At 36.9% G+C, this 14,563-nt stretch carries 19 protein-coding genes; all 19 read right to left on the reverse strand.

The window, feature by feature from the left end; translation table 11 throughout:
• Positions 1 to 6 precede the first annotated feature (6 nt).
• The 19 genes from ABTP35_RS09080 to ABTP35_RS09170 all read right to left on the reverse strand — a co-directional run bounded on the left by ABTP35_RS09080 (position 7) and on the right by ABTP35_RS09170 (position 14,400).
• Positions 7 to 981: an ATP-dependent 6-phosphofructokinase gene (locus tag ABTP35_RS09080; RefSeq protein WP_272852113.1), complete on the reverse strand. Its 975-nt coding sequence runs from the start codon at positions 979 to 981 to the stop codon at positions 7 to 9.
• 7 nt (positions 982 to 988) lie between these two features.
• Positions 989 to 2,344 (reverse strand): dicarboxylate/amino acid:cation symporter, encoded by a 1,356-nt coding sequence (locus ABTP35_RS09085; protein WP_272852114.1) that lies wholly within the window; start codon positions 2,342 to 2,344, stop codon positions 989 to 991.
• 9 nt (positions 2,345 to 2,353) lie between these two features.
• Positions 2,354 to 3,415: a class I fructose-bisphosphate aldolase gene (locus ABTP35_RS09090; protein WP_281139009.1), complete on the reverse strand. Its 1,062-nt coding sequence runs from the start codon at positions 3,413 to 3,415 to the stop codon at positions 2,354 to 2,356.
• Positions 3,416 to 3,443: 28 nt separating this feature from the next.
• Complete coding sequence (locus tag ABTP35_RS09095; RefSeq protein ID WP_272852116.1) at positions 3,444 to 4,055, reverse strand: class I SAM-dependent methyltransferase; 612 nt, start codon at positions 4,053 to 4,055, stop codon at positions 3,444 to 3,446.
• A 12-nt stretch (positions 4,056 to 4,067) separates the two neighbouring features.
• On the reverse strand, positions 4,068 to 5,081 hold the full coding sequence (locus ABTP35_RS09100; protein ID WP_272852117.1) for a type II glyceraldehyde-3-phosphate dehydrogenase: 1,014 nt from the start codon (positions 5,079 to 5,081) through the stop codon (positions 4,068 to 4,070).
• A gap of 2 nt (positions 5,082 to 5,083) precedes the next feature.
• Complete coding sequence (gene nhaA / locus ABTP35_RS09105; protein WP_272852118.1) at positions 5,084 to 6,397, reverse strand: Na+/H+ antiporter NhaA; 1,314 nt, start codon at positions 6,395 to 6,397, stop codon at positions 5,084 to 5,086.
• The gene (locus ABTP35_RS09110; RefSeq protein ID WP_272852119.1) at positions 6,390 to 7,781 is read right to left on the reverse strand and encodes an NAD(P)/FAD-dependent oxidoreductase; all 1,392 of its coding nucleotides are present in this window, start codon (positions 7,779 to 7,781) and stop codon (positions 6,390 to 6,392) included. The genes nhaA and ABTP35_RS09110 overlap by 8 nt, the downstream gene beginning before the upstream one ends.
• Positions 7,782 to 7,817: 36 nt before the next feature.
• The gene (locus tag ABTP35_RS09115) at positions 7,818 to 8,279 is read right to left on the reverse strand and encodes a universal stress protein (RefSeq protein ID WP_272852120.1); all 462 of its coding nucleotides are present in this window, start codon (positions 8,277 to 8,279) and stop codon (positions 7,818 to 7,820) included.
• 28 nt (positions 8,280 to 8,307) lie between these two features.
• Positions 8,308 to 8,826, reverse strand: coding sequence for a hypothetical protein (locus tag ABTP35_RS09120; protein ID WP_272852121.1), 519 nt, complete (start codon positions 8,824 to 8,826; stop codon positions 8,308 to 8,310).
• Positions 8,827 to 8,836: 10 nt separating this feature from the next.
• Complete coding sequence (locus ABTP35_RS09125) at positions 8,837 to 9,547, reverse strand: lycopene cyclase domain-containing protein (protein WP_375334181.1); 711 nt, start codon at positions 9,545 to 9,547, stop codon at positions 8,837 to 8,839.
• Between the two features lie 13 nt (positions 9,548 to 9,560).
• Entirely contained in the window at positions 9,561 to 9,839 is a 279-nt protein-coding gene (locus tag ABTP35_RS09130; protein WP_293296930.1) for a DUF5676 family membrane protein, read from the reverse strand.
• Between the two features lie 17 nt (positions 9,840 to 9,856).
• Positions 9,857 to 10,075 carry an SHOCT domain-containing protein gene (locus ABTP35_RS09135; RefSeq protein WP_281139005.1) on the reverse strand — a complete coding sequence of 73 codons (219 nt, stop codon included), beginning with the start codon at positions 10,073 to 10,075 and terminating at the stop codon, positions 9,857 to 9,859.
• Between the two features lie 19 nt (positions 10,076 to 10,094).
• Entirely contained in the window at positions 10,095 to 10,313 is a 219-nt protein-coding gene (locus tag ABTP35_RS09140; protein WP_281139004.1) for a heavy-metal-associated domain-containing protein, read from the reverse strand.
• Positions 10,314 to 10,617: 304 nt separating this feature from the next.
• Complete coding sequence (locus tag ABTP35_RS09145; protein ID WP_313777853.1) at positions 10,618 to 11,133, reverse strand: hypothetical protein; 516 nt, start codon at positions 11,131 to 11,133, stop codon at positions 10,618 to 10,620.
• A gap of 83 nt (positions 11,134 to 11,216) precedes the next feature.
• Positions 11,217 to 11,537, reverse strand: a complete 321-nt coding sequence (locus tag ABTP35_RS09150) for a hypothetical protein (protein ID WP_292969039.1) — start codon at positions 11,535 to 11,537, stop codon at positions 11,217 to 11,219.
• 21 nt (positions 11,538 to 11,558) lie between these two features.
• Positions 11,559 to 12,719 (reverse strand): hypothetical protein, encoded by a 1,161-nt coding sequence (locus ABTP35_RS09155; RefSeq protein ID WP_293296928.1) that lies wholly within the window; start codon positions 12,717 to 12,719, stop codon positions 11,559 to 11,561.
• Complete coding sequence (locus ABTP35_RS09160) at positions 12,719 to 13,147, reverse strand: cytochrome c (protein ID WP_293296926.1); 429 nt, start codon at positions 13,145 to 13,147, stop codon at positions 12,719 to 12,721. The genes ABTP35_RS09155 and ABTP35_RS09160 overlap by 1 nt, the downstream gene beginning before the upstream one ends.
• A 72-nt stretch (positions 13,148 to 13,219) precedes the next feature.
• Complete coding sequence (locus ABTP35_RS09165; RefSeq protein WP_281139002.1) at positions 13,220 to 13,801, reverse strand: AraC family transcriptional regulator; 582 nt, start codon at positions 13,799 to 13,801, stop codon at positions 13,220 to 13,222.
• A 176-nt stretch (positions 13,802 to 13,977) separates the two neighbouring features.
• Positions 13,978 to 14,400: a hypothetical protein gene (locus ABTP35_RS09170; RefSeq protein ID WP_292969045.1), complete on the reverse strand. Its 423-nt coding sequence runs from the start codon at positions 14,398 to 14,400 to the stop codon at positions 13,978 to 13,980.
• Positions 14,401 to 14,563 lie beyond the last annotated feature (163 nt).

A 14,563-nucleotide genomic window follows, 5' to 3' on the forward strand; every position in this document is an offset into this window, starting at 1 on the left:
AAGATTTTATGAACCAAAAAGTTCTAAAAGGTCCTGCAGTTCTTCATCTATATGGTGCTGTTTTACGACACTTTGAAATGAGGTTGTGCAAATCATATTGTTGTAGAGCCCAACCATTACGTTTTTAGAGCCTCTTAAAAGCACATCTACAGAAGCAGCACCAAGCCTGATTCCCAACATTCTGTCAAAAGCAGACGGGTTGCCGCCACGTTGCACGTGTCCTAACCTTGTAATTCGCAAATCGGCCTTTGGGTTGACTTCTTTAATTTTAGATGCCACTACGTCTGTACCTACTTCATCACCTTCGGATACTATTATTAAGAATGCATCCTCACTATCATAGTTTTTTACTTTTTCTAATAAAAATGTCAAGTCTTGTGTGCTTTCAGGAATTAGAATTCCATTGGCACCGACAACCAAGCCAGAATGGATACCTATATATCCTGAATCCCTTCCCATAACTTCTACAATGAAGACGCGGTCGTGGGATTCGGCTGTATCACGTATTTTATCAATGTTTTCAATGGCAGTATTTACTGCTGAATCAAAACCAAGGGTATAATCTGTTCCTGAAATATCATTGTCTATAGTGCCAGGAATACCTATAAACGGGATGTCGCATATTTTTGAAAAAACAAGTAAACCTTTAAAAGTACCGTCACCACCAATAGCTATTAGCGCGTCAATATGGTTGGCCTGTAGTGTCCGTAATGCTTTTTTTCGACCTTCTAGAGTCATAAAACGTTCACTTCGTGCTGTTTTTAGAATAGTGCCGCCTCTGTGTGTTATTTTTTGTAATTCGTGTGATTTTAATGTAACTAAATCACCGTCTATTAGTCCTTCATATCCTTTTCGAAACCCACTTAATTTGATATTATTTATTTCAGCAGATTTTGCGATGGCGTACAACGCAGCATTCATCCCGGGACTGTCGCCACCAGAAGTAAATACGCCAATATGTTTAATTTTATCAGTATTCATTAATTTATCATTCTAAATTTGGTTTATTATCTGTTTTGATATTGGCTAATGACAGTCTTTTTCCATACAAGGTGTTGAATACCATACAAGCCGTAAGGTCGCCCGTAACATTTACTGCTGTTCTAAACATTCCTAAGAGACGTTCCACACCGATGATAATGATGATACCCTCAGCAGGTATACCAACACTTCCTAAAACAGAAGCGAGAATCACCACACCACCACCTGGTATGGCTGGGGTGCCAATGGACGCTGCTACAATGGTTACAATGACAACAATGATGTTAAGCAAACTCATTTCTAAGCCATAGGCTTGAGCTATAAAAAGGGTTGTTATGGTTTGATAGAGTGCTGTGCCATCCATATTAACGGTTGCACCAATAGGAATAATAAAATTACTGACGGTCTTATCTACATTTAATTCTTCCTCTGCTGTTTGAAGCGACAACGGCATTACGGCTGCAGAACTAGTGGTAGAAAAGGCCAATAGTTGGACATCTCTAATCTTTTTAAGGAATTGAAGCGGGTTAGACTTTCCAAGAAAGGCTACTAAACAAACGTAGAAAATCACAAGTAGTAACAGACCAAGCAGGACCACTCCCGCATAGTAAGTTAAACCCGATAATGAACTTAAGCCAACACTAGAGGTAAGCTGCGCCATAAGCCCAAATACGGCAATAGGTACTAGAAGCATTGACCATTTTACTACCGTCATACAGACTTCCTGTATGGCGCTTAAAAGAAGCTTTACTGGGCGCAGTAAAGAATCCTCAAGCGATAGCACAGCTACACCAATAATGATTGTGAAAATCACGATACTTAACATCTCACCGCTTACCATTGATGCCAATGGATTTTCAGGAAGCAAATTTGATATGGCATCGGGTATGTTTTCAAGTCCGAAAGACAGTTCAGAACCCTCTGAATTCACCACGGATATATCGTTGTGCTCTGATAGCGATTGTTGATGTAAAAAGCGTCCTGGTTTAAAGAGTTGAGATATAATCGTGCCTATACTTACTGAGACTATAGTGGTACCGAGAAAATAAAGCAGCACGCCACCACCAAGTTTTTTGAGGCTATCTTTATCATTGCTTGCGATACCTGTTATGATGGATGCTACAATTAATGGAATCATTATCATCTGTACTAGTTTAAGAAATAGCACTCCTGGAAGTGCAAGCCAATTACCTACCACATCAGCAGTTTCTTTGGATACCCAGCCATTTTGTGGGCTTAAGAGCAACCCAAAACCAACACCAAGTAACAGGGCGATAATGACTTTGAGCCATAGTCGGTTTTCTACTAGCTTTACTAAATAATCGTTAAGCGATTTAAGCGATTTTATCTCTGTGTCAAACATTCTTTTTTGTTATGCGATGTCAATTTTATCCTCCAGATATACCTGTTGAACCGATTGTAAAATATTTACACCCTCACCAAAAGGTTTTTGAAATGCTTTCCTACCCATTATCAGCCCAGAACCACCAGCTCTTTTATTGATTACGGCTGTGGTAATTGCCTCGACCAAATCAGACTCTCCTTTAGAGCCACCTCCGGAACTAATTAATCCTATTCTGCCCATATAACAATTTGCCACTTGTAGCCTACATAAATCAATGGGGTGTTTAGTGGTGAGCGTTTCATACATTTCATCATTATATTTACCGAAATCAATATTTTTAAATCCATAATTATTTGTAGGTAATTTTTGTTTGATGATATCGGCTTGTATAGTAACACCTATATGGTTAGCCTGACCGGTTACATCGGCAGCTGTGTGATAATCTTCCTTTTCTGTTTTGAATGCTTCGTTTCGGGTGTAGCACCACAAGATGGTTGCCATTCCCAAGTTATGGGCTTCTTCAAAAGCTTCTGATATTTCTTTAATCTGCCTATTGCTTTCTTTAGAACCAAAATAGATGGTTGCACCTATACCAATTGCACCCATATTCCAAGCGTCCTTTACCTTGCCAAATAAAGTTTGGTCATATTTATTAGGGTAGGTTAGCAGTTCATTATGGTTAACCTTTACTATGAAGGGTATTTTGTGGGCGTATTTTCTAGAATATAGACCCAATACACCAAAGGTTGATGCCACACCATTGCAACCTGCCTCTATGGCCAGTTTTATAATGTTTTCAGGGTCAAAATAATCAGGGTTTTTATAGAATGAAAAAGCAGCACTATGCTCTATACCTTGGTCTATAGGCAAAATGCTTAGATAACCTGTATTTGCCAAGTTTCCGTGATTGTATAATTGAGCAAGACTTCTTAGTGCTTGCGGGTGGCGGTTGCTATTGCTAAATATTTCTTCTGTGCTGTTACCATTAGGGGTATATATTTCATCTTTTGTGATTTTTTCACAAACGTGTTCTAGATAAAAAGAAGCTTTATCGCCTAGGTATTCTTTAATATTTTCATAAGTATCCATTTGTTATGATTTTAAGGTTTCATAGAATTTATTTCTTCACGATGAAAAATTTTACAATGTCACTCCATAGCCTAGTTTCTTTGATGTTTTCGAATCCTGCTTTTTTAAGATTTTCATCTGTTCTTCGGTTAATATTATCACCGATTATATAGAGGGGAATAAAATTGAACCAATCCATAAGAGTGCCCAACATCTTGTTGCCGCTCCGGACGTGTTCAAGCATAATCAGCTGTCCGTTAGGTTTGAGGACTCTTTTAATTTCTTCTAAACCTTTTACAGGGTTTGGTACCGAGCAAAACACACAGCTTGTTAGGATTGTATCAAAGGATTCATCTTTGAAGTCCATATTTTCCACATCCATTTCCAAGAAACTTGTTCTTGGTAGGTCATCCTTATATTTTGCTTTCGCTTTATCAAGCATTTTTTTACTAAAATCAATAGCAGTTAAATCCATTTCAGTGCTATAATACCGTAGGTTTTTACCTGTACCCACGCCAACTTCAAGAGTTTTTCCCTTAGCCTGATTAACAAGTTCTTTGCGCCATTTATCAAATCCGCTTGTACCCATAGGTTTTTCCAAAAGGTCAAAATAGCCGGCAATCCTATCATAGCGTTTTCTTATTTTATTGGTATTATCCATTGCTATTTTTTCTTAGTTGATTGATAAGCTTTTGTTTGTTTTTAGAATGGATTTTGAAGCATTTTTTTCTATGCCTGTTAATGCTCTAATGGCATCTATGGTTTCTGGGATTACAATAGCCTGGTTATCGACGATGTAGGCATAAAACAGCTCATCGCCCTGTACTTTGAGCATATCTTCCCAAAGGGCTACTTCGTACATATCGCCCCAAGGTCGCCCCATATCTAAAAACATTTCTTTAATGGTGTTGTTTGAAACCAAACCCTGGTCATAACGAATTAGTTTGATTCGGGTGGAAGTCTTAAACGCTTTTAGCACTTCTTCCTTAGTTGTCTGTTTTTTTAATTTCACGTTCCAATAGTGCATATGACTTAAGGTTTGGGGTACTTTTACCGCAGAGGTAATTACATTTAATTCTGGGTCGACGCTTTTAGCATCTGGCCCTTGATGGCTTGGAATATCCTTTTCAGGCACCATTGTATTCATAATGCCACCTAAATGGCTTTCCCAAGGGTCAGTAGCTCTTCTTAAAAGTGTTCCCCTTGCATAATCCAACAAGTCAGCTCTTTTTAATGCGGTTAACGTTCTCAGTATGGAAGTTGTATTACAAGAGACTACTCTAGTCGCATCCCGATAAAGAGCTGATTCATAATTATTTTCGGCACTAAATGAATGCCCTGTAGTTTCGTGTTTTTCACCACCGTGCAATATAAATTTGATGCGCTGTTCCTTATAGATTGCCACATTTTGGGCCGCAACCTTTTTAGGTGTGCAATCCACAACAAGGTCTGATTTATTTAAAAGTTCCTGCATATTTCCTTTTACGATAATACCTTCAGATTTCATTTTATTAGCGGCTTCTTGAGTTGCGGCGTAGATGTCATACTCTTTCCTTACTGCATTTTGAATGCGCCAATCACTTATTATATCACATACTCCTATGAGTTTCATATCATCTTGTAGGTTGATGGCATCTGCCACTCTCTTTCCGATAACTCCATATCCTATTACTGCTATATTTTTCATTTTTATATTATTTTAGGTGTTTTATTTTTTATTAATATGATGGAACCGATAATGCCCGCAATTAGTGAAGAAAATAAAATGCTGACTTTAGCGGTATATATAAATTTCTCATTGGCAAAAGCCAATTCGTTTATAAAAAGTGACATTGTAAACCCAATACCTGCTAAAAAGGCAATTCCGTATATATGATACCAAGTGATGTTCTTAGGAAGTTTCGCTAATTTTAGAATGACCAAAATTCTTGAAAATAAGACCACACCAATGAACTTTCCGAATATGAGACCAAAACCTATTCCTAAACTTACAGGGTGAGTAAGTACTTCTAAAACTTTGCCGTGAAGATGGATACCTGCATTAGCAAAAGCGAATAAGGGCAATACGATAAAATTCACAAATGGATTTAAGGCATTTTCGAGCTTTTGAAGTGGTGTTTCGGCTTCAGAACTTGTAACTTTAATTTCTTCGAGTATTTCTAATTGAGAATGAGAAATCAGCGACCCTTTTACGGGCTTTTCTTGTTTGAACTTTTTGTGTAATGCAGCAAGGCGTTGCGAAAATGTAGCCTCGTTTATTTTTACACGACCTGGTATGGCTAGGGCTGTTAGTATTCCAGCAATGGTAGGGTGTACTCCTGAGAAGAAGAAAGCTAGCCAAACACCGCCAATACCTATGATGGCGTAGAACCAAGTTTTTCTAACACCTGCATAATTTCCAATAATTAATAATCCAAAGAAAAGAAAAGCGTGAAACAAATCCATTGTAGAGATGCCAGAAGTGTAAAAAAGTGCAATTACCAACACGCCTCCCAAATCGTCCACCACGGCAAGTGTTACTAGGAATACACGTAATGCAATGGGTAAGCGTTTTCCGAAAAGTGCTAGTACGCCCAAAGAGAAAGCAATATCGGTAGCCATAGGTATTCCCCAACCCTGTGATGCTTCGCCACTAGGATTTAAGATAAAATATATAAGAGCTGGAAACACCATTCCTCCTATAGCGGCACCAATGGGCAATATAGCATTTTGAGGTGTTGATAGTTTACCGCCTAATATTTCTCTTTTTAATTCTAAGCCTACTTGAAGAAAGAACAAAGCCATTAATCCGTCGTTAATCCAAAGTAGTAATGGCTCGGTCAATTGCAAATCGCCAATACTAAATGAAATAGTGGTGTTTAGAATGTTTTGATAGATGCTCTGCCAAGGTGAATTTGCCCAAAGCATAGCTATTATTACTGCTATTAATAGTACAATACCTGTGTTACTAAATACTTTATTAGTTATATTCCAGACGCTATTATGTACAGTTCCTTTAATCATTGACAGTTGAGTTTTTAACTGCAGTTAGCACACTGGTCGTGGATTTTGATTCTGATGGTTTGTTGAAATTTCTAATAATCAGGCGGTTGCTCTTTTCATAGGTGAAATAGCTAACCGCCCAATTAAAACCAACCATCAATCTATTTCTAAAGCCACTTATGGACATTAAGTGTACGATAGACCATAATAACCAAGCGAAATAACCTCCAAATTTGAATTTGCCTAAATCGGCTACTGCTTTGCGTTTTCCTACGGTGGCCAATGAACCTTTGTCTTGATATTCGAAAGGTTTTGGGGCTTCGTTATTAATGATTTTTAATAATGATTTACCCAGCCATTTGCCTTGCTGTATAGCGGTTTGGGCTACTTGTGGATGCCCTTTTGGCCTATCAGTTGTAATTACGGCGGCTATATCACCAATCGCGAAAATGTTTCTGTAACCTTCAACCATTAGAAACGAATCGGTTTTAATACGGTTGCCTCTAACTACATATTTTTTATCGATACCTTTTGGAAATTGGCCTTTTACACCTGCTGTCCAAACTAGATTCTTAGCTAAGATAACCTTGCCGCTTTTTGTAGTAACTCTATTGCCATCATAATTGGTGACGGATTCATTGAGTAGCACTTTTACATTCAAATCCTCTAAATATTTTAAGGTCTTCGATGATGCTTTGTCTGACATTGTACTTAATAGTTCATCAAAAGCTTCTATCAAATAGATATTCATAATAGAAGAAGGGTATTCTGGGTAATCTTTAGGAAGGATGTACTTACAAAACTCTGCCAAGGCTCCTGCCATTTCCACACCTGCGGGACCACCACCTACAATGACGAAATTGGTCAGCGCATCACGTTCCTTGTCATCACAGGTAATAGCAGCCTGTTCTAAGTTTTGCAACATCATATGGCGAATGTTCAATGAATCTCGAATATCCTTCATTCCTAAACTGTTCTGGGCTACGGAATCCATACCAAAGAAATTGGTAGTCGTGCCCGTAGCAAGTACCAGATAATCATATTGAACCTTTCCTTTGGAAGTTATAAGTATATTTGATGAGGGTTGAATTTCCTCAACTTCGGCCAAGCGGAATATTACATTATTATAGCCTTTAAATTGCTTTCTAAATGGAAAGACGATGCTGTCTGGCTCTAAGGCACTCGTTGCCACTTGGTAGAGCAATGGCTGAAACTGATGAAAGTTGTTTTTGTCAAACAAAACTACTTGTACCTTTTTGTTCTTTAACTTTTCTACCAAGGCCAAACCTGCAAAGCCACCACCAACAATAACCACGCGTGGATAATCGGTGTCCGGAAGACATATATCATCTGCAACGCTACAAACGGATTTTGGCATTTTATTATGAACGTGTTTATTTTCCATATTCATTCTAGATTCTCTAGCTATAACCAAAGAGTTTTACCTTTCACTTTTATCCCTTGCTATCATAACCGAACATTTAGCGTGAGTTGCCAAGTATTGGGAAACTGAACCTAATAACAGGCGTGAAAGCGCACCCTGACCTTGAGAGCCGACTACTATTAAATCGGCATCCCATTCTTCAGCCTTTTCAAGAATCACATTTTTGGGTGCTCCACTAACAACATTAGTAGTTATAGTAAGTGTTTTGTTCATACTCTTAAGAGTATCACTAGCATCCGAAACAATTTTGTCACCCAATTTTTTAGCACCACTTATAAATTCTTCAAAATAATTGTTCAAGCTACCGCCGGTAGCCATCAGTTCTGGACCTATAGCTGTGGGAAATTCATAAACATTTATAATGCAAATCTCGGTACTTGCTGGCAAGGTTATTCTGTTAAGTTCCTTAACGGCTATTTTGCTGAAATCTGAACCGTCTATAGCCAATACTATCTTCATATTTTTATGTTTTATTAATAGAAATATCCTAAGCTTTGTTTTTATTTATAAAGTTTTGGGCATCTTGTTTTGTTGCGAAATAAAAGACACTCCCCTTATTTTTATCCTGAACGATTACAGCGGTTGCCTTGTCTACTTTTGTATCATCGATTGGATTACTTCCAAACCGGACATTATCTATGTTTTTCTGAAGTTTTTCAACACAGCCTTGACAGCACCCATAGTAAGTTGTGCCATCTACATCTATTGGTATTTGCTTTACCCCCATAAATCTGTCATTAACCATACAGACTTTATCGTTGGGTACAACTTCATAAGGTATTTGAAACGTAGTAACAGGATTAGTTTGAACGGGATTTGTTTTTGTGACTGTTAGCGTTGCTGTTTCGGCCTTTTCCTTCTTTTCGTTGGAACACGAGAGCAATACAATTGAGGCCAGAATCAAAAATAGAATACTTAATAATAGCTTGTAAATTCTTATATTTGGATTTACTGCTGTTACTACTACAGGTTCCTTTTTCTGTTGTTTAAAATGTCTTGATTTCATTTTTAAATTTTTATTGATTTTTAGTTTTATTTAAGCTTATTAGTTTATGCCAATACAAATGTTCGTATAGACCAGACCAATACATCCCAAAGGTGAAGGCGAACAATAATTCTTCAATGGGAATTCCCAGAATAAGAATATGGGTTAGGTTGTCGAGATTCCAATACAGCTCCACATATTGAGGATAGAACGGAAGTATACTTCCGAAATAAATGAAGTATAGAATGGTAAACAAGATTCCCCCAACCCAAATCTTTCTTTTTAAATCTGGACGACAGTATAGCGTGGATAAACCCCCAATAAATAAGGCTATAATGCCACAATAAATGTGATTGAGCGTTGTAAATAGTGCTAGGAAAAGGAAGACTACAGCAGGTATAAATAAGATATATTTATGCAAGCGATGTCTTCTTTGATTTCTTTCTGTTTGGTTTACTTTAACAAGGCTTTGCTTGAAAATTAGATTGTAAAGCACCACGCCAATACCACCGATAGCAAAAGAAAAAATGAGACTTTCAATATCAAAACCTGTTTTTTCTGCTAAATCAAAAAGTGACGGTGGCATCCAGTATTCTGGTACAAATAATGGTTCTGTCAAGCCAAAAGGCATAGTAATCAAGCTCATTTTGAGCATTTCTTTTCTTGATTGTTTTTTATAAAGAAAGATGCCCGCCCAAAGAGCAAGAATTATTAATGACCATATAAACCAGACAAATTGCATAAGGTTACACCTCCTATTTTTTAACTTTTAATTGAGCGTTGTAAAAAGCTCCTATGCAAGCGCCAATAAGCCATCCGAGAATGAAGGTTTGTACAATTCCTAAACCAGCTTCCCACAAGGGCACATCCATCCTAATTATACTTGTTGTGTCTAAGCCGTGTAAAAGGCTATTGAAAAAATCTATCGTTGCTTCCCTTCCTGCTGTTGACATCACTATCATACAGCCTAAGTAAATTAACGCTCCGGTAAGTCCGAAGGCAAAACCAAGTTTTTTTATGTTTAATCGGTACATATTTTTATGATTTAAGATTAGTTATCTGATTTTAAAATCTTTTTTGATTCTTCAAATTCTTCCTTTGATATTTCGCCTTTTGCAAAGCGCTTTTTTAAAATATCAAGTGGGTTGTCATTCTTTGTTTTTTGATATGGAATGTCTGTTGGGATAAAGAATACCCAAGCCAAGAAAATAATCCATATTATCCACCATATAAGGTGCATACCTCCAAAGTGTCCGTCGTATAAATGCATAATTGTTAGTTTTAAATTGTTATTGATTTATTTTTGAAATTGTATATCCGTTAAGCTCATCAAGTTGCTTTTGTATGTCTTGAAGCGAGAGCGTTTCGTTCATAGAAATAATTGTGGCACCTTTTGGTGCTAAAAAAATCTCTACTTTTTCAATATTGGGATGGTCTTCCAATGTCTTCTTGACCCTAGCAACACATCCGCCACAACTGATTCCGCTTATTTGAAATTTTTGTTTCATTGCGTTTGATATTAATGGTGTTGATGTTCTTTACTTTTATTTGTTGAACCATCATCAGACTTCTTTTGATTATGCTTGTGAGCGTTATGGTTCTCTTTGTTATGTCTGTGACCTCCGTGGCCGTGAGACCCGTGTGGTATAAATAGGTGAATAGCGAACATAAATAGTATGAAGATGAAAAGGGATGAGCCTCCACCTATACCAAAAGAAGGCGCTAAAAAAATGAATAGAAGTGGTAAGCCACAGCCAATAATCATCCATATCCAGTGATTGTTTTTCATAATGGTTTAATGTTTAGATTTTGTTAGTGATGTGTAGTATGGTCATCTTTTTCCGAAGAACCCATCTTGTTCATTCCCTCCATATCCATTCCCTTGTCGCCCATCATCTTCATACAGGACTGCATACAATCTTCGCTCATCATTCCTTTTTTGTGCATCATTTGCATCATATTGCCCATCATCTTTCCATCCTTCATCATTTCTTGCATCATAGTATGACGCCCCTGCATATTCTCCATCATTCCTTGCATCATATTTTTCATCATCATACTGTCTTTCATCATCATCTTCATACCCTGACCTTTCATCATATTGCCCATCATTTTTTTATTCCCTTGCATCATTTGCACTGCGTGTGGATTATCTTGCATTTGTTTCATAAAGGCAGACATATATTCGTGATTTTCAGAAATGGCGTTGAAAATCTCGGTACGAGTTTGAGTATTTTCCAGTAATGCTTGGGTATTGGTGTCTTGTTTGCAACTGCTTAGACTTAAAAGTCCAATTGTGATTAAAAGAAAAAGTGTGTTTTTCATCATATTTTGTTTTAAGATTATTATTTGTTTTTTAAACCCATTCCCCGAAATTTTTTTATTCTACTAAGGGAATGGGTTATCAGCTATTAATTAGCAGATTTTAGAAACTCTTCAATCTTTTTGCTTTCCTTTTCCGTAAGATTTGCTCTTACTCGCATATGTAGACTAATGGTTTCCCAATCTGTATCGTTATAATCTGAAGGCGAAGGTGCAATATGACATCTGTTACATACTTCGCCCCAAAGTTGAGCTCCTGATTTTTCTATTTTAAATTCTTGGTCACTATCTGCTACCTCTTTTTCTAGAACAGGCGTGTAAACTTCTTTTGTAGATGTACAAGCGACTATTGTTATTAGAACAACAAGAATCGATGCCACAGTTACTGTAATTTTATGTATGCTTTTCATATCTCTTGATTTATGATTCAATTAAAATCCAATTGCCCAATGGATAAATAACCCATCAGTATTGGTAATACCATCTGCACCGTGGCCACCTTCAGTTTCGGTAGTTTGGTAACTTAGCTTTATTACTGAGCGCCAGCTTAACCAATAGTTGAGTCCAAAGGCATATTGAACTGATGCTTCTTCCCATTCTGCACCCTCGGGCGCATTAAAATCTGAGTAGCGCCCTACGAACTCTAATTTCTTCATAAAATCACTTTCGACCATAGTAGGCCTGTAGCTTAGTTGCGCATAAAATGAGTTACTTTGATTATCGAACGAGTATTCTTCAGCGTCTCCATCTTCGTGGACTTCTATAAAGGTTGCTGTATCTACATTAGAGTTATTGTATTGGGCTTTGATATCTACAATTCCTTTTAATGGCGATATAGGCTTTACATATGAAAAGTCTAGAGCAAAAAGAAAGGCGCCCACATCTTCATATTGAGAATCTTCTTCGCCAGTTCCGCTTGTCGAGTAGGCTGAAAACCCTAATTCTGCCGATGAATCCGAAAATGGAAGTATTCCTATTCTACCACCATAGGCTTTAGCTAGGTTGTTATCTTCAAAATTTTCGAATTGTAAAATACCCGCTTCTTCAGGTTCTTCACTGCCATCATTTAATCTTGGACCGTTAGTTGAGTAGATGGAATAATTAAGCCGTGGGCCTCCCAAATCAAATGCACCTCGAAGTTCTACGCCAATTCCAGAAGAGGGCGCGATACCATCGTGACCATATCCTAATGGTGCGTTAGGTAGTCGATTTATCCAGGCAGGGTGCAATCGTTCCATAAAGGTTCCGAATGGCAAGAGGAATTTACCTGCTCTAACCGTTATATTTTTATTGAGCACGTACATCACATCGGCGTATTCAAGACCAATTTCCAATTCGTTTCCTTCTAATTTAAATTCTAATTCAGCTTCAAACATTAACCTATCCGAATGTTTGTAGAGAAAGATTGGTGCATAGGTTAAACCTAAGAATGTAGATTCTGCTTCATCATTGGAATCCATATATTCAAACCCAGTATGTCCGTAACCACGTAACATAAATTGGGTTTTACTCGGTTCGAAAGTGTTGTATGTTTGACCATAAAGTTGATAGCCAAAAACAAACACGAAAAGTGATAAGATTAGCTTTTTCATTATTTCAGGGTTCTTAAATAGTTAATAAGTTCCCAGCGTTTTTTCTCTGGGATTGAGGTTTTGTATGAGGGCATAGGTGAACGGCCTTGTTCTATCTTCCAGAAAATTGCTCCATCTGATTGTGATTGAAAAATTTCACTCGTTAAATCCGCTGGTTTCGGTTTAAGCCCTGTCCCGCCCATACCATCACCTTTCCCTTTAGGGCCGTGGCAAACAAAGCATAGCATTTTATATATTTTCTTTCCAGATGCGGTAGCTTTCGCATCGCCTTTCAATGGATTCTTGATTTTATCGGCACTTGCAGGTGCGACCCATTTGTCTTGCGATATAGCCTCATATCCACTATTAGGCGCTTTAGTAAAACTCATAAGCAGGATGAATAACAGCCCTACAAGAGTGATAATGGATAGATTTTTTTTTGTTTTCATAATAATTGATTTAAGTTGTCATTAAATTTAAGTGTAAAGCAGACCATCAATCTGCATAACTTTCGTTCTTATCTATATAATTTCATCGTAATAATTACGCTTCCAATTTTCTGTATTTTTATAATCTGTCATACTCATTCCAACTACATCCTTAAACTGTCTGGATAAGTGATTTACACTGCTGTAATCCAATAAGTAGCCTATGTCAGAAAAAGAATGTTGTTTAAGCTGAATGAGTTCCTTTACTTTTTCAATTTTTAATCTTATAAAGTACTTTTCAATAGTGGTCTTTTCCTTAGATGAGAACAGTTTGCTCAGCGCTTTGTAATCTTTGTGAAGGGTGGATGACAAATGTTCTGAAGTCTTAACCTTTAAGGTTAAAGGCAGTTCATTAAGTTGTTCAATTAGAATAATTTTTATTCTTTCAACGAGCATATCTTCTTCACTTTGTACAATCTCAAAGCCATTTGCGTGCAGCACTTTGGTTACGTCTTGGTTAATTTGCGCATCGCTTATCCCGGGTGCTTCTACTAAAAGCTTTCCTAGTTCTAAGGAAAGGACGATTATTCCTAGTTCTTGTAGTTCTTGCTTTATTACTTTTAAGCAACGACTGCACACCATATTTTTAACCCAAAATTCTTTTGGTTGTGTCATATTAATAAGGTATTGTATTGAACTTTTGCTCAATAGCTTATCCTGTAATTGTCTGTTTACAGGGTAATGTGTAAATAAGGCTGTAGGGAATAGGGTACAACTGTTTATAGCCAATGCTTATGCGCTGGCTACAACTAATTGAGCAGTAAAAAGGGCTTTTACTGCGATGTAGAAAATCAAATTAAATAAATCTCGTAAAGCGTATGTATATCCTTAGACAATAAGGGCGGCCTATAGGCTTCGGAAGGAACTGTGTTTTTATCTAGTCCTTCAAAAAGGTTGATGTAGGAATAAATAAATGATTTTAAGAAAACCAAATTTTCGACCTCTAAAACCGTAGTTGATTTTTTGAAGGTATCATTAGCTTCTTTTAGGATAGTTTGATTGTCGCAACAATCCTTTTCTTGTAATGATGTACATTTTTTAAAAGGATTATCTTCCTTTTGAACCTTATCCTTACAAGCTTCAGCTTTACTGAAGAATGCCATATCCACTAATTTATCACAGCAAAAATGCATATTCACCGTAAAGGAAGAAGTTGACAGTAATATAAATGCTGCCAAAAAGAAGGATAATATTTTTGTAAAAAACGTTTTCAAATTGTAAAGTTAAGAAATTTTGTTTAACATATGAATAAAATGGGTTTGCACTATTAATATGCTTATTATTAATTAATTATGAGTGTTAAACAGATTTCCATTCATACAAATATAAATCTAAAGATTAAACAGAATAATGATTTTTGTCAGTTTCTAAATTTTA

Source organism: Flagellimonas alginilytica, assembly GCF_042134605.1.
Lineage (GTDB): Bacteria > Bacteroidota > Bacteroidia > Flavobacteriales > Flavobacteriaceae > Flagellimonas > Flagellimonas alginolytica.